18 protein-coding genes are annotated in these 18,513 nt (G+C 69.8%); 11 read left to right on the top strand and 7 right to left on the bottom strand.

Annotation, left to right across the window (positions count from 1 at the left end):
* Positions 1–117 precede the first annotated feature (117 nt).
* From ACQ860_RS06200 to ACQ860_RS06225, 6 genes are all read left to right on the top strand, one after another.
* Positions 118–1,038: a branched-chain amino acid ABC transporter permease gene (locus ACQ860_RS06200; protein ID WP_431302543.1), complete on the top strand. Its 921-nt coding sequence runs from the start codon at positions 118–120 to the stop codon at positions 1,036–1,038.
* Positions 1,035–1,958, top strand: coding sequence for a branched-chain amino acid ABC transporter permease (locus tag ACQ860_RS06205; RefSeq protein WP_431302544.1), 924 nt, complete (start codon positions 1,035–1,037; stop codon positions 1,956–1,958). Before ACQ860_RS06200 ends, ACQ860_RS06205 begins: the two co-directional genes overlap by 4 nt.
* A complete protein-coding gene (locus tag ACQ860_RS06210) occupies positions 1,951–2,706 on the top strand; it encodes an ABC transporter ATP-binding protein (protein ID WP_431302545.1) in 756 nt (251 codons plus the stop codon). Before ACQ860_RS06205 ends, ACQ860_RS06210 begins: the two co-directional genes overlap by 8 nt.
* Entirely contained in the window at positions 2,706–3,407 is a 702-nt protein-coding gene (locus ACQ860_RS06215; RefSeq protein ID WP_431302546.1) for an ABC transporter ATP-binding protein, read from the top strand. The genes ACQ860_RS06210 and ACQ860_RS06215 overlap by 1 nt, the downstream gene beginning before the upstream one ends.
* 236 nt (positions 3,408–3,643) lie before the next feature.
* A complete protein-coding gene (locus ACQ860_RS06220; protein WP_431302547.1) occupies positions 3,644–4,084 on the top strand; it encodes a cupin domain-containing protein in 441 nt (146 codons plus the stop codon).
* Positions 4,085–4,158: 74 nt separating this feature from the next.
* Positions 4,159–5,325, top strand: coding sequence for a Bcr/CflA family multidrug efflux MFS transporter (locus tag ACQ860_RS06225; protein WP_431302548.1), 1,167 nt, complete (start codon positions 4,159–4,161; stop codon positions 5,323–5,325).
* Between the two features lie 226 nt (positions 5,326–5,551).
* Here ACQ860_RS06225 and ACQ860_RS06230 read toward each other — a convergent pair whose 3' ends face one another.
* The gene (locus ACQ860_RS06230; protein ID WP_431302549.1) at positions 5,552–7,888 is read right to left on the bottom strand and encodes a xanthine dehydrogenase family protein molybdopterin-binding subunit; all 2,337 of its coding nucleotides are present in this window, start codon (positions 7,886–7,888) and stop codon (positions 5,552–5,554) included.
* 78 nt (positions 7,889–7,966) lie between these two features.
* Here ACQ860_RS06230 and ACQ860_RS06235 point away from each other — a divergent pair, with 78 nt between their 5' ends.
* Both ACQ860_RS06235 and ACQ860_RS06240 read left to right on the top strand, forming a co-directional pair.
* A complete protein-coding gene (locus ACQ860_RS06235) occupies positions 7,967–8,851 on the top strand; it encodes a DMT family transporter (RefSeq protein WP_431302550.1) in 885 nt (294 codons plus the stop codon).
* Positions 8,848–9,666, top strand: a complete 819-nt coding sequence (locus ACQ860_RS06240) for an alpha/beta fold hydrolase (RefSeq protein WP_431302551.1) — start codon at positions 8,848–8,850, stop codon at positions 9,664–9,666. Before ACQ860_RS06235 ends, ACQ860_RS06240 begins: the two co-directional genes overlap by 4 nt.
* Here the strand turns inward: ACQ860_RS06240 and ACQ860_RS06245 are convergent.
* The 5 genes from ACQ860_RS06245 to ACQ860_RS06265 form a co-directional block, all read right to left on the bottom strand.
* A complete protein-coding gene (locus tag ACQ860_RS06245; protein WP_431302552.1) occupies positions 9,623–10,801 on the bottom strand; it encodes an MFS transporter in 1,179 nt (392 codons plus the stop codon). The two genes, ACQ860_RS06240 and ACQ860_RS06245, sit on opposite strands and share 44 nt — an antisense overlap.
* A complete protein-coding gene (locus ACQ860_RS06250; RefSeq protein WP_431302553.1) occupies positions 10,798–11,715 on the bottom strand; it encodes a 3-hydroxyacyl-CoA dehydrogenase family protein in 918 nt (305 codons plus the stop codon). Before ACQ860_RS06250 ends, ACQ860_RS06245 begins: the two co-directional genes overlap by 4 nt.
* A complete protein-coding gene (greB, locus tag ACQ860_RS06255; RefSeq protein WP_431305727.1) occupies positions 11,712–12,182 on the bottom strand; it encodes a transcription elongation factor GreB in 471 nt (156 codons plus the stop codon). The genes ACQ860_RS06250 and greB overlap by 4 nt, the downstream gene beginning before the upstream one ends.
* A 65-nt stretch (positions 12,183–12,247) precedes the next feature.
* Complete coding sequence (locus ACQ860_RS06260) at positions 12,248–12,982, bottom strand: SDR family NAD(P)-dependent oxidoreductase (protein WP_431302554.1); 735 nt, start codon at positions 12,980–12,982, stop codon at positions 12,248–12,250.
* A gap of 148 nt (positions 12,983–13,130) precedes the next feature.
* Complete coding sequence (locus ACQ860_RS06265) at positions 13,131–14,063, bottom strand: dihydrodipicolinate synthase family protein (RefSeq protein WP_431302555.1); 933 nt, start codon at positions 14,061–14,063, stop codon at positions 13,131–13,133.
* Positions 14,064–14,146: 83 nt separating this feature from the next.
* Here ACQ860_RS06265 and ACQ860_RS06270 point away from each other — a divergent pair, with 83 nt between their 5' ends.
* On the top strand, positions 14,147–15,034 hold the full coding sequence (locus ACQ860_RS06270; protein WP_431302556.1) for a polysaccharide deacetylase family protein: 888 nt from the start codon (positions 14,147–14,149) through the stop codon (positions 15,032–15,034).
* Positions 15,035–15,055: 21 nt separating this feature from the next.
* Positions 15,056–16,039, top strand: coding sequence for a glycosyltransferase family 2 protein (locus tag ACQ860_RS06275; protein WP_431302557.1), 984 nt, complete (start codon positions 15,056–15,058; stop codon positions 16,037–16,039).
* Here the strand turns inward: ACQ860_RS06275 and ACQ860_RS06280 are convergent.
* Positions 15,998–17,521, bottom strand: coding sequence for a DUF6311 domain-containing protein (locus tag ACQ860_RS06280; protein ID WP_431302558.1), 1,524 nt, complete (start codon positions 17,519–17,521; stop codon positions 15,998–16,000). The genes ACQ860_RS06275 and ACQ860_RS06280 overlap by 42 nt on opposite strands.
* 216 nt (positions 17,522–17,737) lie before the next feature.
* Here ACQ860_RS06280 and ACQ860_RS06285 point away from each other — a divergent pair, with 216 nt between their 5' ends.
* Complete coding sequence (locus tag ACQ860_RS06285; protein WP_431302559.1) at positions 17,738–18,466, top strand: sugar transferase; 729 nt, start codon at positions 17,738–17,740, stop codon at positions 18,464–18,466.
* The last annotated feature ends 47 nt before the right edge of the window (positions 18,467–18,513 follow it).

Raw genomic sequence — 18,513 nt, forward strand, 5'->3', positions numbered from 1 at the left:
CTTTCCCCACGAAATCGCTTCGCAATTTCGCGGGGGCCCCGGATTGGCGCTTTTTCCTGAGATGACGGCTCATCCTCCTGTGGCAAAGCCACAGGAGGGCCCCGCAGGGGTCTGGCTGTGAACACCACGCTGTTGCTGGTGCAGGCGCTGAACGGGTTGCAGTTCGGCATCCTGCTGTTCCTGGTGGCGGCCGGGCTCACGCTCGTGTTCGGCGTGATGGATTTCATCAACCTGGCGCATGGCGTGCAGTACATGCTGGGCGCCTATCTGGGGGCGACGCTGGCCGCACTCACCGGCAGCTTCTGGTGGGGGCTGCTGCTGACGCTGCCGGCCACGCTCGCCTTCGGGCTGCTGCTGGAATTCCTCGTCTTCCGACACCTCTATGAACGTGACCACCTCTCCCAGGTGCTCGCGACCTTCGGCGTCATCCTCTTCCTCAACCAGGGCGTGAAGGCGGTGTTCGGCACGGCGCCCATGCAGATGCCGGTGCCGGAACTGCTCAGCGGCGGCGTGCGGATCATGGATGGCCTGCTCTACCCCACCTATCGCATCGCCATCCTGCTGGCCGGCCTCGCCACCGCGGGGCTGCTCTGGTTCCTCGTCGAGCGAACGCGCGTCGGCATGCTGGTGCGGGCCGGTGCCACCAATGCGCCGATGGTCTCGGCGCTCGGCGTCGATATCCGTCGCCTCTTCATGCTGGTCTTCGGCTTCGGCGCCATGCTGGCGGGCTTCGCCGGCGCCATGGCGGCGCCCATCCTCTCGGTCGAGCCCGGCATGGGCGATAACCTGCTCATCCTCGCCTTCGTGGTGATCGTGATCGGCGGCATCGGCTCCGTGCGGGGCGCCTTCATCGCGGCCCTGCTGGTGGGCCTGGTCGAGACCATCGGCCGCAGCATGATGCCCGACCTGATGCGCCTCTTCCTGGATCCCTCGGCCGCGCGGCAGGCGGGGGCGGCGATGGCCTCCATGCTGATCTATGTGGTGATGGCGGCGATCCTCGCCTTCCGCCCCGCCGGCCTCTTTCCGGTGCGCCGTTGAAGCGGCCCGACGTCCTGATCGCCTGCGCGATCTTCGCCGCACTCGCGGCCGCGCCCTTCATCGGCTTCGGCCAGGGCTATTCGCTCACGCTGCTGGCCCGGGCCATGATCTTCGGCATGGCGGCCATCTCGCTCTCGCTGCTGGTGGGCGGCGGGGGCCTGGTGAGCCTGGGCCACGCCGCCATGCTGGGAGTGGGCGCCTATGCCGTGGTGGTGCTGGACCACGCCCGCATCACCGAGGCCTGGATGGTGGTGCCGGTGGGCATCGCCGCAGCCGCGCTGTTCGCGCTGCTGACGGGCGCCATCGCCATCCGCACCTCCGGCGTGCATTTCATCATGATCACGCTGGCCTTCGGGCAGATGGCCTTCTTCACCACCTCCTCCCTCGCGCTTTACGGCGGGGATGACGGCTACACCCTCTACAACCGGCTGGAGGTCTTCGGCTCCCGCGCCTTGGAGCGCGGCATCGTGTTTCACTTCACCTGCCTCGGGCTGCTCATCGCCGTCTGGGCGCTGGTGCGCGCGCTTTTGCACAGCCGCTTCGGGCGCGTGCTCCAGGCCGCGCGCGACAATGAGACGCGCGCCCGCGCCGTGGGGTTCGAGCCCTATCCCTATCGCCTCGCGGCCTATGTCATCGCGGGCGCCATCGGCGGGCTCTCGGGCGTGCTGCTGGCCAATGCGGCGGAGTTCGTGGCGCCGGCCTATCTCGCCTGGCAGCGCAGCGGCGATTTGCTTTTCATGGTGATCCTGGGCGGGCTCGCCGGGCCGCATGGCGCGCTGATGGGCGCGCTGGCCTTCGTGCTGATCGAGGAATGGCTCGCCAAGCTCACCGAGCATTGGCGGCTGATCTTCGGGCCGCTGCTGATCTTCTGCGTCTTCTTCATGCGCGGCGGCATCGCGGGGTTGCTGCGCCGTGGATGAAGTGCTCCTCGAACTCCGGAACCTGCGGAAGCGCTTCGGCGGGCTGACCGTGACGGATGACGTCTCGCTCAACCTCAAGCGCGGCGAGATCCACGCGCTGATCGGCCCCAATGGCGCGGGCAAGACCACGCTGATCCATCAGGTCAGCGGCACGCTGGCGCCGGATTCCGGCCAGATCCTCTTTGCCGGGACGGATGTCACGCATCTGCGGATGGCGAAGCGCGCCCGCATGGGCCTTGCGCGCAGCTTCCAGATCACCAGCATCATCCCCTCCTTCACCGCCCGCGAAAACGCGGCGCTGGCGGTCCAGGCGCGCCACGGCTCCTCCTTCCGCTTCTTCCGCCCCGCCAATGGCGAGGGCGCGCTGAACGACGAAGCCATGGCCGCGCTCACCGAAATGGGCCTGGAGCGCCGCGCCGAAACGCCCGCCGCCGCGCTCAGCCACGGCGAGAAGCGGCAGCTCGAACTCGCCATCGCGCTTGCGATGAAGCCCCGCGTGCTGCTGCTGGACGAACCACTGGCCGGCACCGGCGCCGAGGAAGCCGAGCGCCTGATGCGCATCCTGGGCGGCTTGCGCGCACGCTACGCCATCCTGCTCATCGAGCACGACATGCCCGCCGTCTTCGCGCTGGCCGACCGCATCTCCGTCCTCGCGCAGGGGCGCGTGATCGCGCATGGCACGCCCGATGTGATCCGCGCCGATCCCGCCGTGCGCGACGCCTATCTCGGCGAAGACGAGGTGGCGTGATGTTGTTCATCGAAAGCCTCGCCGCCGCCTATGGCCAGAGCCAGGCGCTGCAGGACGTGTCCCTCGCCGTCGAGACGGGCGAGGTCGTCACCCTCCTCGGCCGCAACGGCATGGGCAAGACCACCACGGTGCGGGCCGTCATGGGGCTGCTGGGCTCCGTCGGCGGACGCGTCACCGGCGGGCGCATCGCCTTCGACCAGGCGGAGCTGGTGGGCCTGCCCTCCCACGTCATCGCGCGGCGCGGCATCGGCCTGGTGCCCGAGGGGCGGCAGGTGTTTCCCACGCTCACCGTCGAGGAGAACCTGATCGCCACCGCCCGCCCGGGCCGCTGGGATCTCTCCGCCATCTACGCCCTCTTCCCCCGCCTGCTGGAGCGCCGCGCCAATGCGGGGCGCAACCTTTCGGGCGGCGAGCAGCAGATGCTCGCCATCGGTCGCGCGCTGATGACCAATCCGCGCCTGCTCATCCTGGATGAGGCGACCGAGGGCCTGGCCCCCCTCATCCGCGCGGAGATCTGGGCCGTGCTGGAGCGCCTGAAGGGCGAGGGCCAGGCGATCCTGCTGATCGACAAGAACCTCGGCGCCGTGATGCGCCTCGCCGACCGGCATGTGATCATCGAGCGTGGCCGCACCGTCTGGACCGGCGACAGCGCGGCCCTGGCCGCGGCGCCCCACCTGCGCGAGCAGTATCTGCATGTGTGATCGCCCTCAGACGCCGGGCGCCGCCTCCAGCGGCTTGGCTTCGCGCCGCCGCTGACGCGCTGGCCGTCGCGGGCGGTCTCGTCGCGCCGCCCGCTTTGCGGGCGGATTCCCGGTTGGCATCGATGTGCTGGCCAGGCTGTTCCTGCTGCGCAGGCCCACCCCTTCCGCTTGCACCATGTTTCCGTTGGTGCAGACTGCCATCGAAGCGTCCGCCACCACCGAGGGAGCAAGGCAACATGACCGAAATCGCAGGCATCACCCGGGCCGGAACCGGCTTCGAGGACGTCAGCTGGAACATCCTGGGGCAGGTCTATCACCCCAAGCAGTCCACCGAGGATTGCTTCTCCTTCGTCGCCAACTCGCCGCCCGGCACCTTCGTGCCGCCGCATATCCACCCGACGCAGGATGAGTACATCCTGATGCTGGAAGGCGAGTGGAAGCTCATCCTCGACGGCCAGACCCACTTCGCGAAACCCGGCGACCTGGTCCGCATGCCCCGCGGCATCATGCACGGCTATTTCAACGAGAGCGGCGCCCCGGCGCGCGCCTTCTTCTGGGTCACGCCTGCCCGCAAGCTGCATGACCTGTTCCGCGCCATCCACAACGTGCCCGACCCGGCCGAGGTCATCCGCCTTTCCGCCCTGCACGAGGTGGATTTCCTGCCGCCCCCGGGCTGACGCCAGCCCCTTGCAGGGCAGGTTCACGCAATCGGTGATGCCAGCCCCATGCGATCCGATCTAAACTGCGGCGCATGACATCCCCGGGCCGATTGGCGGCACTCCTCGGTCTGCTCGCCGCCTTCGGCCCGCTCTCCATCGACATGTATCTGCCGGCCTTCCCCGAGATCGGGGCGAGCCTCGGCGGCGGCGTGGAAGGCGTGCAGCTCACGCTCGCCGCCTATTTCATCGGCATGGCGGCGGGGCAGCTCCTGCACGGCCCACTCTCCGACCGGCTTGGCCGGCGGCGACCGCTCTTCGCCGGGCTCATCGTCTATACGATCGCCTCCATCGCCTGCGCGCTGGCCACCAGCATGGAGGCGCTCATTGCCCTCCGCCTGCTGCAGGCGCTGGCCGGCTGCGCGGGCATGGTCATCTCCCGCGCCGTGGTGCGCGACGTGTCGGACCGGCTGGACCCCGTGCGCCTCATGGGGCGCCTGATGCTGGTCATGGGCGTGGCGCCGATCCTCGCCCCGGTCATCGGCGGCTATGTCGCGGCCTGGTTCGGCTGGCGCGCCATCTTCTGGCTGCTGGCGGCGATCGGCCTCGCCGCGCTCCTCCTCTGCGCCACGATGCTGCACGAAACCCTGCCCGAGGAACGCCGCCGCCGCGCGCCGCTGCTGGCCGTGCTGCGCAGCTATGGCGGCCTGCTGACGGACCGGCGCTTCATGGGCGCCGCCCTCGCCTCGGGCTTCGCCATCGGGGGCATGTTCGCCTATATCGCCGGCTCGCCCTTCGTCTTCATCACGCTGAACGGCGTGCACCCTGCCCATTACGGCTGGCTCTTCGGCGGCGCCGCCGCAGGCTTCATCCTGCTGTCGCAAGTCTCCGCCCGCCTCGCCACGCGCTTCGGGCGCGAGCGCGTCTTCAACGCCGCGATCGCCGCCATCGCCGCCTGCGGCGTCACCCTCCTGGCACTCACCGCGCTGCACGCCCCCTTCGCCGCGCAATACGCGATGGTCTTCCTCTACGTCTCACTCCTCGGGATCGCGCTGCCGCTCGGCACCATCATCACGATCACGCCCTTCCCCCACATGGCCGGCACCGCCTCCGCCCTCGTCGGCACGCTGCAATTCGGCATGGGGGCGCTGGCCGGCGCCACCCTCTCCGCCCTGCACAACGGCACCGCCCTGCCCATGGCCATCACCATCGCACTGGCCGGCAGCGCAGCCCTGGCCGCACGGACCCTGCTGCGGGGATAGGTGCGCCGACCCGGGAGGGACGCTGTCCCTCCCGGCCCCTCCCTGCCAGGGGCACCCTCTGGCCCCCGCGAGAATTGGGCTTGTTGAGGGAGGGGACTCGAGGGCGCGCGCGTGACGCAGGGCGCTCCCGCCCCCTCCCTCAACAAGCCCCGTCCTGGGTTCCAAGGGCCTCTCGGCCCTTGGCGAGAGGGGTCTGGGGAGAGCAGCGCTCTCCCCTGGACACGCCCTACCCCGCCGCGTGAATCGCGCGCCAGAGCTTCTCGGGCGTCACCGGCATGTCGAGGTGGTTCACGCCGAGCGGGCGGAGTGCGTCCACCAGGGCGTTCATCACGGCGGGCAGGCTGCCTGCGCAGCCCGCTTCGCCGCAGCCCTTGGCGCCGAGCGGGTTGGTGGTGCAGGGCACCGGGTGGCTGTGGAGCGAGAAACTCGGCAGGTCATCGGCACGGGGCAGGCCGTAATCCATGAAGGTGCCGGTCAGCAGCTGGCCGTCCTCCGAATAGGCGACCTGTTCGTGCAGGATCTGGCCGATGCCCTGGACGATGCCGCCATGCGCCTGGCCGGCGACGAGCAGCGGGTTCACGACCACGCCGAAATCGTTGACGGAGGTATAGTTCACGATCTTCACATGCCCGGTGTCCGGCTCGATCTCCAGCTCGCAGACGTGGCAGCCATTGGGATAGGCCATGGGCGCCTGGTCGAAGACATGCTGCACATCGAGCGTGCTCGGCACCTCGGACGGCAGCGAGTGGCTTTCGCGCAGCTTGGCGGCCAGTTCCACGATGCCGATGCCGCGGTCCGTGCCCGCGATGGTGAAGCGGCCCGCGTCGAACTCGATGTCGGCGACGGCGCTTTCCAGCACATAGGAGGCGGCGAGCTTGCCCTTCTCGACCACGAGAGCCGAGGCCTCGATGATCGCGGCGCCCGAGGCCATCAGGGATTTCGAGCCGCCCGTGCCGCCGCCGGCCACCAGTTCGTCGGAATCGCCCTGCAGCAGGCGCACGCTCTCGAAGGGCACCCCGAGATACTGGTGCAGCACCTGGGCGAAGGCCGACCAATGGCCCTGCCCGTAGTCCAGCGTGCCGGTGATGATGGTGACGGTGCCATCCTTCTCGAAGCGGATGCCGCCCTGCTCCTTGGCCGGTGGCGCCGTGCATTCAAGGAAATTGCCGATGCCGATGCCGCGCAGCTTGCCGCGCGCCTTGGCCTCCGCGCGGCGAGCCTCGAAGCCGGCGTAATCGGAGGCTTTCAGCGCTTCATCCAGGATCGCCGAGAAATCGCCGCCGTCATAGACGCTGCCCGAGGGCGCGGCGTACGGAAACTGGTCGGGCTTGATGTGGTTCAGCTTGCGGATGGCGATGGAGGATTTGCCCATGGCCTGGGCCGCTTCCTCGATCAGCCGCTCCATGAAGTAGTTGCCTTCCGGCCGCCCGGCGCCGCGATAGGCCGAGACGGGGGTGGTGTTGGTCAGCATGCAGCGCGTGCGGACCTCGATCAGCGGCAGGGTGTAGTTGGACTGGACGTTCTTGACGAAATTGCCCGTGCCCATGAGCGGCGCGACCGTCGAGAGATAGGCGCCCATGTTCGCGAAGCTGGTAAGGCGGACGGCCAGGAACTTCCCCTCGGCGTCGAGCGCCAGCTCGGCCTCCACCTCATGGTCGCGGCCATGCTGGTCGGAGAGGAAGGAGCCGCTGCGCTCATCCGTCCATTTCACCGGGCGGCCCAGGATCTTCGCCGCATGCAGCAAAGGCAGGTATTCCGGGTAGGCATTGGCCTTCATGCCGAAGCTGCCGCCGACATTGCCGGTGCGCACGCGCACCTGATCCTTCGGCACCTTCAGCACGTCATCGGCCAGCTGGTTGCGCAGGCCGAAGACGCCCTGGCAGCCGACATGCAGCACGTAGCGGCCATCCGCATATTCGCCGATGGCCGAGCGCGGCTCCATCGCCGCCACCACGATGCGGCTGTTGCGGATGGAGAGCTTCTGCACATGCGCGGCGGCGGCGAAGGCGGCCGATACCTTGGCGGCATCACCGAAGGCGAAGTCCAGCACGCAGTTCTCGGCGATGTCATCATAAAGAAGTGGCGCGCTGGCGGCGGCGGAGGCCTCGGTGACGGCATCCAGCACATCCACATCGAGCTCCACCAGCTCGCCCGCATCCTTCGCCTGGGCCTTGGTCTCGGCGACGATGACGGCGACGGGGTCGCCCACGAAGCGCAGTTTGTCGCCGGCGAGCGCCGGGCGGCGCGTGGTGCGCAGCGGGCTTCCATCGGCGTTCTTCAGCGGCATGGCGCAGGTCATGTCGCCATATTCCGCGAGGTCGGCCGCCGTGATCACGGCATGCACGCCGGGTGCCGCGCGGGCGGCCGTCACATCCACGCCGTTCAGCGCGGCATGCGCATAGGGGCTGCGGACCACGAAGGCGTAGAGCTGGCCGGGCAGCGCCAGGTCATCCGTGTAGCGCCCCTGCCCTTGCAGCAGCTTCGGGTCCTCCTGGCGGGGGACCGGCTGGCCCACGCCGAATTTCAGGCGCGTGGGATCGAAGGGCAGGTTCGTGTCGGGCATGCGGTCTCTCCGGGGTTGCATGGATGGTAAGCGCGGGGAGGGCTTCCGCAAGGGGCCGGGTCGGCTCAGGCTGCCCCCATGGTGCTGCCCCGCCTCAATCCCACCCCCGCCGGCATGGCGCTGGCCGCGATGGCGGGCCTCACCTTCTGCGTGCTGAACGTGGTGCTCCGCATCCTGGCGACCGAGTTGCCGCCCTTTCAGGTGCAGTTCCTGCGCTATGCCGCAGGCCTCGTCGTCCTGATGCCCTGGATCCTCCGGCAGGGCGTCGCCGCCTATCGGCCGCGCGGCCTGGGCGGGCAGCTCTGGCGCGGCGTGGTGCATTCGACGGCGCTCTACCTCTGGTTCGCGGCCCTGCCCAACATCCCCTTCGCGGACCTGACGGCGATCGGCTTCACCAGTCCGCTCTTCGTCATGATCGGCGCCGTCGTCTTCCTGCGCGAGAAGATGTTCTGGCAGCGCTGGGTCGCCGGATTGCTCGGCTTCACCGGCGTGCTGGTGGTGGTGGGGCCGCAGCTGACCGGCGAAGGCGGACATTACTCGCTGCTGATGCTGGCCTCGGCGCCGCTCTTCGCCGCCTCCTTCCTCATCACCAAGGCACTGACGAAGCGCGACAGCCCCGAGGTGATCGTCGCCTGGCAATCCATCACCGTCGCCCTCTTCACCCTGCCGGCGGCGCTGCTGGTCTGGGAATGGCCGGATGCGCGGCAATGGGGGCTGGTGCTGCTCTGCGGGATGCTCGGCAGCTTCGGACACTGGATGCTGACCCACGCCTTCAAGCTGGCCGACATCTCGAGCGCGCAGCCGGTGAAGTTCCTGGACCTGATCTGGGCGGCGAGCCTGGGCTACCTGGTCTTCGCCGAGACGCCCACCACCTCGACCTTTGCGGGCGCGCTTGTCATCTTCATCTCCACCACCTGGATCGCGCGGGTCGAGGCCCGCCGCACGCGGAGCCCTGCTGCATGAGTCCCGAAATTGCCGCTCTCGAAGCCACCGCCAAGCGCCATGTCACGGCGGGGAATGTGGTGTGGCGCGAATGGGGAGATGGCGTGCCGCTGGTGCTGCTCCATGGCGGCTCGGGCTCCTGGCGGCATTGGCTGCGGAACATCGAAGCATTGTCGCGGCACTACCGGCTGCTGGCGCCGGACATGCCCGGCCTCGGCGAATCCGCCCTGCCGGAGGACGAGACGCCGGCCGGTGCCGCCCTCGTCCTGCGCCAGGGGCTGGAGTCGCTGCTGGGCGCCGGTCGCCGCTACCACCTCACGGGCTTCTCCTTCGGCGCCAATGTCGGTGGGCAGCTGGCCGCGATGGAGGGGACACATGTGCGGAGCTACACCGCGGTCGGCGCCGCCTCACTCGGCCTGCCGCGCCCCCCGCTGGACCTGCTCAAGGTGCGCGACAAGACGGGCGAGGCCCGGCGCGAGGCGCATCGGGAGAACCTCGCCCGCCTCATGTTTCATGACCGCGCGCTGATCGACGACGTGGCGCTGGAGATCCAGGAGCACAACACGCAGCATGCCCGGCTGCGCTCGCGCGGCTTCGCGAGCTCCGCCATGCTGCGTGATGCTTTGGCGCAGGCGAAGGCGCCGCTCGCCGGCATCTGGGGCGAGCGCGATGCGGTGGCCTGGCCCGAGGTGCAGGCGCGGCTCGACGTGCTGCGCAGCCTCGACCCGGGCCTCTTGGAGACGGTGATCCCACAGGCCGGCCACTGGGTCGCCTATGAGGCGCCCGAGGCCTTCAACGCGGCCCTTCTGGCGATCCTGGCGCAACGCGCAGCATGAAGAGGGCGGCGAAGGCCGCCAGCGACAGCCCCGCCGTGACCCAGAGGGCATGGGCGCCGAAGGCGGCGACCACGAAGCCGAACAGCGCGGGCGCCACGGCACCCAGGAAGCGCGCGGGGGCCACGATCAGCCCCTGCCGCGCGCCATAGCCGGCTGCACCGAAGACCGCGAGCGGCAGGGTGCCGCGCACGATGGTGTTGATGCCGTTCCCCGCCCCGTGCAGCAGCACGAAGAGCGGCGCGAAGGGCGCGCCCAGCAGCAGCAGCACGCCCGCGCCGATCGGGTGCGTCACCTGCGCGATCTTGGCCGAGAGCAGCGGATGCGCGCGGCGCAACACGGTGAATTCCAGCACGCGGGCCGCGACCTGGGCCGGGCCCATCAGCGCGCCGGCCGCGATGGCGGCGGCGGGCGTGGCTCCGGCCGAGACGAGCAGCGCGGGCAGATGCGCCGCCAGCGCCGCGGCCGCGAAGCCGCCCGAGGCGAAGACGAAGGCCATCAGGATGGCGGTGCGCCGCGTCTCTCGCTGCGACTCGGCGGAGGGGGGCGCGACCGGCTTCGCGGCGGCGGGGGCGGCGCGCTGCGTCGGCCGCGGCAGCATCAGGTTGATCGGCATGGCGAGCGCCAGGTGCACCAGCGCCCAGCCCCAGCAGGCCCCCCGCCAGCCGAATTCGGAGAGCATCAGCCCGCTGATCGGCCAGCCGATGGTGCTGGCGAAGCCCGCGATCAGCGTGATGCCGGTGATCGCACTCCGCGCATCCTTGCCATAGAGCCCGGCCAGCGTCGCGAAGGCGGCGTCGTAGAGGCCCATGGCCATGCCAAGCCCCAGCACCAGCCAGGCGGCGAACAGCATCACCGGGCCATGGGCCATGGCGAGCATGGCGAGGCCCAGGATGAAGACCAGGTTGGAGGCGAGCAGCACCACCCGCCCGCCATATTGGTCGATCGCGCGGCCCACGCGCGGCCCCAGGAAGGCCGTGAACAGCATGGCACAGGAGAAGGCGACGAAGACCGTGGACGCCTCGAGGCCCAGCTCCCGCGCCATGGCGCCTGCCAGGATGGCGGGGATGTAGTAGCTGCTGGCCCAGGCCAGGGTCTGGGACGTGCCCAGCAGGACGACGACCCAGCTCTTGCTCATGTCTTGTCCCGCAGCAGGGGCTGTGCCGCGGCCAGCACGCGTTCGTAGCGCGCCCGCTCCTCCGCCGCGCGCTCGGGCGGCCATTCGCGATAGCCCCGTCCGGTCTTGGGGCCGAGGCGTCCCTCCGCCACCAGCTTGGCGAGGCCCGGCGAGGGCTCGGGGCTGGTGTTCAGACTCGGATAGATGGTGCTGGCCGCGGCCAATTGCGTCTCGAGGCCGGCCAGCTCCTTCTGCAGGATCGGGCCGGCGGCCAGGTAGCGGAAGCCGAAGCAGTAGCGCACGGCGCGGTCCACATCCTCGGCGGTGGCCAGGCCCGAATCGATGCAGGAAAACGCCTCGCGCATCAGTGCGTGCTGGATGCGGTTGGCCAGGAAGCCCGGCTCGTCCCGCGCCACGCGGATGGGCATGCGGCCGAGCCCTTCCATGATGGCGAAGAAGCGGTCCACGACCCAGCCTTCCGTCGCCTCGCCCTTCACGACCTCGACGCCGGGGACGAGATGGGCCGGCAGGAAGAAGTGCAGGTTGCACATCCGCGCCTTCGTGCCGCAGTCGCGCGAGATCTCGGTGATGCGGTAGCCCGAGGCGTTGGAGCCGATGGGGATCTCGGGCGGGACGAGGCGGTCCAGCTCGGCGAAGAGGGCGCGCTTCAGCGCCATGTTCTCGGGCGCCGCTTCCACCACGCAGGCGCAGGCGGCGAAGGGCATCTCCGCCAGCGTCGCGTGGAGCGTGAGCCCCACCTCCAGCGCCGGATCGGCGCCGAGCTGGCCAAGTGCGGTGCGCACACGGGCCCGCTTCTCGGGCCAGGCCGCTTCCGCCGGCTCCTGCGCGGCTACGCGCCAGCCGCCGGCGAGGAAGATCGCCGCGATATCGCAGCCCATCAGGCCCATGCCGATGATGCCGGCCTGTTCGCTCATGCCTCACGCTCCGGGTAGAAAATCTTCACCACTTCGATCTCCTCCACGCCGGCCGGCGTGCGCAGCTTCACAAGATCGCCCACGCGCTTGCCCAGCAGCGCGCGCGCCACGGGGGAGACCCAGGAGATGCGGCCCTGCTCGGCCACCGCCTCCTCCATGCCGACGATGGTGACGGTGACTTCCGTGTCGTCCTCTCGGGCGTAGGTCACGGTCGCGCCGAAGAACACCTGGTCGCGCCGCTTCTGGTCGCGCGCATCCACCACCTCGGCTCGGTCCAGCCGGCGGCGGAGGAAGCGGACGCGGCTGTCGATCTGGCGGAGGCGGCGCTTGCCGTATTGGTAGTCGGCATTCTCGCTGCGGTCGCCCAAGGACGCCGCCCAGGAGACGATCTCCGTCACCTTGGGCCGCTCCACATGCCAGAGCTCGTGCAGCTCGGCCTGCAGCGCCGCATGGCCCGCGGGCGTCATGTAGAAGGGCGTGCCGGGCGGGACTCCCGGCGGGCCGTCCTCGTCATCATCCTCATCCGCCGCGCTCACGGCATCCACAACCCGCCATTGATGTGGTGCACCTGGCCGGTGATCCAGCTCGACTGATCGGAGGCCAGGAAACAGGCCAGCTCCGCGATGTCGGCGGGCTGGCCGAGGCGCGCAATGGGGATGGTCTTCACCCGCTCGGCCAGCTCTTCCTCGGTGTTGCCGTAGCGCGGCTGGGCCGTGTCGGTCAGGCCCGGCGCGATGGCGTTCACGCGGATGCCATGCGGGGCGAGGGCCAGCGCCATGGCGCGCGTCAGGCCGAGCAGCCCGGCCTTGCTCGCCGAATAATGCGCGCCCCGCGGATCGCCCCGCACCGCGGAGGAGGACATGGTGATGGCGACACCCGGCTTGCCTGCGGCCACCAGCGCACGGGCGAAGAGCTGCGTCTGGAAGGCGGTGGCCTTGATGTTCACATCCTGCACCGCGTCCCAGGTGGCTTCCGTCAGCTCCAGGAAATCGGCGCGCGGAAAGATGCCGGCATTGCAGACCAGGATGTCCGGCAGGCCCAGCAGCCGCTCCGTCTCGGCCTGGAGATGGGCGCGTCCGGCAGTGGTCGCGATGTCGGCGTGGATGGCGACCCCGCCGCAGGCGGCGGCGACACGCTGGCCGGCGGCGGCGTCATCCAGCCAGTTCACCGCGACCTTCGCACCCTCGCGCCCGAAGGCCTCGCAGATCGCGGCGCCGATGCCCTGCTGCGCGCCGGTGACCAGGGCGATGCGGTTCTTCAGGCGCATGTTGATGGCCCCTTCGAGGGGCTTTGCCCCTGGAGCACCCCAGCAAGAACCTCGGGTTCTTGCATCTCCGACAAGATGAAGGTGCAGGAAACGGATTTCCTGCCGGGAGAGCTCGAGAGGGCAGAGCCCTCTCGAAGGCAAAGATCCATCACTCCGCCGCCATCTTCATCGCCACCGGATCACGCCGCGCGAGCCGCGCCAGCATCGCATCCACCTCCGCCCGCGTCGCATCGCTGAGCTTCGGCCCCGGCGCGCGGAGCGTCGGGTGGGCGATGATGCCGCGGCGCGTCAGCACATATTTCCGCACGGCGAGGCCGAGGCCCGGCTGATGCTCGGTGCGGATGAGCGGCAGATGCGGCTCGAAGGCGTCCATCGCCGCCTCCATCTGGCCGGCCTTCACCAGATTCACCACGCGGACGAGAAGTTCGGGGAAGGCATAGCCGGTCATTACACCGTCATTGCCGCGGGCGATCTCCTCCGGGAGGAAGAGGCCGCCATTGCCGCCGAACATGGCGATGCGGCGCATCTCGCCCTTGGCCATCATCGCCTTCAGCGTGCTGATCTTGTCGAGGCCGGGCCAATCCTCGGCCTTCAGCATGACGCAGCGGGGGTCGGCGGCCAGCGCCGCGATCACGCGGGGCGAGAGGTGAACGCCATTGGCCTGCGGGAAATCCTGCAGCACCCAAGGGGCGGGCGAGACCGCCTCGGCCGCGCCCTGCAGCCAGGCGAGCGTCGCGTCATCGCCGCGCAGGCCGGTGGGGGGCGCGATCATCACGCCCGCCGCACCCGCCTCCATGGCGCGGGCGGCCAGCGCCTTCATCGGCGCATAGCCAGGGGCGGAGACGCCCACGATCACGGGCCGGCCCTGAGCGTGCCGCAGCACGATGCGTGTCAGCCGCATCGCCTCGGCCGAATCGAGCTTGGGAGCCTCGCCCATGATGCCGAGGATGGTCAGCGCGCTGGCACCGGCCGCGACATAGGCTTCCGTCATGCTGGCGGCGCTGCGCGCGTCGAGCTCGCCATCGGGCGTGAACGGGGTCGGACAGATGACGCAGACGCCGGCGGCTTCAGCGGTGAGCATTTGGGGACTTCTCCTCGGTTCCGCACGAAACTAAACCCGTTCCGGCAAGCTGCGAAGGATGGACCATGGCTCTTCCCGGGGGAATGCCGCCGACAAACCGCGACCTTGTCGGCTATGGGCGCAACCCGCCCGATCCAGGCTGGCCGGGCGGCGCCAAGCTCGCCCTCTCCTTCGTGGTCAATGTCGAGGAAGGGGCCGAGCTCTCGCTCGCCAGCGGCGATGCCCGCAACGAGAGCGTGCATGAAATCCGCGAGGAAGTGACCGGCCAGCCGGACCCCTGCATGGAGACGCATTACGCCTATGGCGCGCGCGTCGGTATCTGGCGGATCCTGGACGCGTTCGACAAGCACCGGATGCGCGCCACCTTCTCCTCCTGCGGGCGGGCGGTGGCGCATGCACCGCATCTGGCGAAGGCGCCGCACGAAGCGGGGCACGAGATCAGCGCCCATGGGTGGCGCTGGGAGAGCCACGCGAACATGCCCGAGGCCACGGAGCGCGAGGTCATCGCCGCCACCATCGCCGCCATCCGCGACGCGACGGGCGAGCGGCCGGTCGGCTGGCACACGCGCTCGGCCTCGTCCATGAACACGCGGCGGCTTCTGCTGGAGGAGGGCGGGTTCCTCTACGACAGCGACGTCTATGACGACGACCTGCCGCGCCTGCACAGCCCCGGTCACGTCATCCTGCCCTATGGTTTCGACGTGAACGACATGCGCTTCTCGCCCGGCGGCGGCTTCGTCCAGGCCGAGGATTTTTCCCGCTATGCCATCGGCGCCATCAACTGGCTGATGGAGGAGCCGGGGGCGAAGATGCTCTCCATCGGGCTGCACCTGCGCATCATCGGCCGGCCGGGGCGGATGCGGGCGCTGGCGGACATCCTGGCCCATGTGGCGAAGATTCCGGGCATCTGGGTCGCACCCCGACGGGAAATTGCGGCGCATTGGCTGAAACGCGCCCAGGAAACGCCATGATGTTCCGGGAATAGGCGGCGCATGGCCGACTATCCCTCCCCTGCCCTCTCCGTCGTCGTCCCCTGCTACAACGAGCAGGAGGTCCTGCCCGAATTCCACCAGCGGCTTGCCGCCGCGCTGGAGGGCATCGGCGTGGATTGGGAGGTCGTCTATGTGAATGACGGCTCGCGCGATGCCACGCTCACCGTGATGACGAGCCTGGCCACCGCCGATCCGAGGGTGGCGCTCGTCAATCTCTCGCGCAATTTCGGCAAGGAGATCGCGCTCACCGCCGGCCTCGACCATGCGCGGGGGCATGAGGGGGTCGTGGTCATTGATGCCGACCTTCAGGACCCGCCGGAGGTGATCCCGGCGCTGCTGGCCGCCGCCCGCCAGGGCTACGACATCGCCTATGCGCAGCGCAGCGTCCGCCATGGCGAGGGCTTCCTCAAGCGGACCACCGCCGCCGCCTTCTACCGCGTTATGCAGCGCCTGGGAGGCCGCGTGCAGCTGCCGCCGGATACGGGCGATTTCCGCTTCATGTCCCGCCGCTCACTCGATGCGCTCTTGCAGCTGCGCGAGCAGCACCGCTTCATGAAGGGCCTCTTCGCCTGGGTGGGCTTCCCGGCCATCGCCGTGCCCTATGAGCGCGCGCCGCGGGCGGCGGGCGAGACCAAGTGGAACTACTGGAAGTTGTGGAACCTCAGCCTCGAGGGCATCACCAGCTTCACCGTGGGGCCGCTCAAGATCGCGAGCTACCTCGGCCTCGCCACCGCCTTCTTCGCCGGGATCTACATCCTCCAGCTCGTGGTCCGCACGGTGTTCTTCGGCAACCCGACGCCGGGCTATCCGAGCCTGATGGCGGTCGTGCTTTTCCTGGGTGGGGTGCAGCTCATGACGCTCGGCATCATCGGCGAGTATCTCGGCCGCATCTTCAACGAGACGAAGGGGCGGCCGCTCTACATCGTCGAGCGGCACATGCCCTCATCGGCACACGCCGAGACCGCCCAGCGCGACGCAGCCTGACCCCCCGAGGCCGGGCCCGATCCGCACCTCGCCGGGGGCGAGTGGGCGGGCCAGCGTTTCGGCATCGGCACAGCGCGGCGGCGTGCGCCAGCGCGCGGCATACATGGTGTTGACCGGGCGCGGCGTCTCGCTCGCCAGCAGCAGGATCTCCAGCGAGAGGATGCGCGCGGCGGCGTCTTCCTGCGGGATGCAGGGCCAGGAGGGGATGAGCGTCACCTGCCCCGCCTCGCGCAGAATCGGGCGCAGCGCATCCGCCTCGATGGTCCAGGCCGCGCGCTCATGCGCCCAGCTGGAAAGCGCGCCCCGCATCGGCGCCGCATCCACGAACTGCACCAGCGCGCAGGCGGCGAAGATCACGGGCCGCTGTTGAAGCAGCACGGCGGCGCCGATCATCAGCGCATAGCCCACCGGCCAGAAGAATCGGCCCGAGGCGCGGAACTGTTCCAGGAATCCGGGCGCGGGGCCGAGGTCCAGCACAACCATGCCGCCCAGTCCGACGCGGAAGGAGATGGCGATGGCGGTCAGCCCCAGCAGCGCCAGCACCAGGCCCAGATGCGCGCGCAGGCCGGGCGCGATCCGCGCGCGCCCCACGATGGCGCCGGCGACCAGCGCCGCCCAGAGGCCGAGGCCGAGCCAATTATAACCCTCCCACCCGCCATGGCCGGTCGCGTCCACCTCGCGCGCCACGAGCCAGCCCAGCGTCGCTGAGCGGAAGGGCCAGAGGGGAGAGAGCAGGTTCAGCGCGTATTGGCCGTAGCCGCCATCGCCGGCCGCGCCGAAATAGCCGAACAGCGCCATGGTGCCGATCATGGCGCCGGCCGCGGCCGCGACTCCGAAACCGGCCCTGAGGAAGGCCTCGCCGCGCAGGGCGAGGGAGAGCGGCACGGCCGCCAGCACCGCCAGCGACATCAGCGCGAGATAGGGATGGATCAGCAAGGCGAGCGCCTGGAAGGGCACGGCGAGCCACCACCAGCGCGCATCGCCCAGCGCGCGGAAATAGAGGCCGAGCGCCACCAGGATCACGAAGTGCCCGCACAGCGCCGCATGGCCGAATCGCATGATGAAGGCCGGCATGGCGCTCGCCATCACCGCCACCGCGACGCCCGGCAGCAGGCCGCGCACGCCGGCGCCACGCAGCGCGAAGACGGCGGCCACCGGCTGCAACACCCAGGCCAGCGCGTAGAAGAGGCCGATCCCATGGAAGCCCTCGGGCAGCAGCGGCGCCACCAGTTTCAGCGGGAGCGCGAGGGCGGGTATCCCATCCAGAAACGCAAGGTTCACATTCTGGAGCGTGCCCACATTCAGCGGCGGCCAGCGCCAGGCATCGGCCAGGAAGTGCCGCTGGGCGATCGCATGTTGCGCCGCATCACCGACCGGCCGCCAATCCAGCCCGGCGCGCGGAAAGACGAAATCGAGCCCGAACAACTGCATGGCGAGCAAGGCTCCCAGCAGGGCTGAAGCGGGATAGGCGAGACGGGACAAGGGCGCGCTCCTGGGCTGCCCCCTGCCCTGCCATCCCCGGAAAAACCCCGCAAGGCCGGCGCTTGTTGCGCTGCCACAATCTTGCCCCAACCGGGTCCAATTGCCGCCAGGGATCAAGGCGATAGCTGCACCGTGGCCAGGAGCGGATGACCCGCCTCCCCGCCACGACAGATCGGTTCTGCCGGAGACCCCGGATGGACCGTGAATGAGGCAAATATGCCGGGCCTGGACGCTTTTTCGTCCCTGCAACGTGAGACCGCGATCCGCGAGAGCCGGATCGGTGGCGGCTACGCGGCCCCCGAGGCCGTGCTGGTGCCGGCCCGCCTGCCCGCCCTGCAGCCCGCGCTGAAGCGCGCGATGGATGTGGTGGGCGCGGGGCTGATGCTGCTGGTCCTCTCGCCCATCTTCCTGATCCTCACCCTCATCGTGCGCGCCGATGGCGGCCCGGCCTTCTTCGCCCATCGCCGCGTCGGCCGCGATGGCGAGGGCTTCGGCTGCCTCAAGTTCCGCTCCATGGTGACCGACAGCCAGGCCCGCCTGGAAGCGCTGCTGGCGAGCGACCCCGCCGCACGCGCCGAATGGGAGGCCACGCGCAAGCTGAAGAACGACCCGCGCGTGACGAAGATCGGCCGCTTCCTGCGTGCCACCTCGCTGGACGAGCTGCCGCAGCTCATCAACGTGCTGCGCGGCGAGATGAGCCTGGTCGGCCCCCGCCCCGTCATCCAGGCCGAGCTGGACGCCTATTACGGCGCCGCCGCCCTGCACTACATGAGCGTGCGCCCCGGCATCACCGGCCTGTGGCAGGTCTCCGGCCGCTCGGACACCAGCTATGCCCAGCGCGTGGCGCTCGACATGGCCTATGTGTCCGGCCTCTCGGTCTGGCAGGACATCCGCATCCTGCTCCGCACGCCCGTCGCGGTGCTGTCGCGCCGCGGCGCCCACTGAGCTAGGCTGCGGGCCGTGCAGGCCCGCAGACCCCCCCCCCGAAGACA

The sequence above is a fragment of the Sediminicoccus sp. BL-A-41-H5 genome (assembly GCF_050632405.1).
Lineage (GTDB): Bacteria > Pseudomonadota > Alphaproteobacteria > Acetobacterales > Acetobacteraceae > Roseococcus.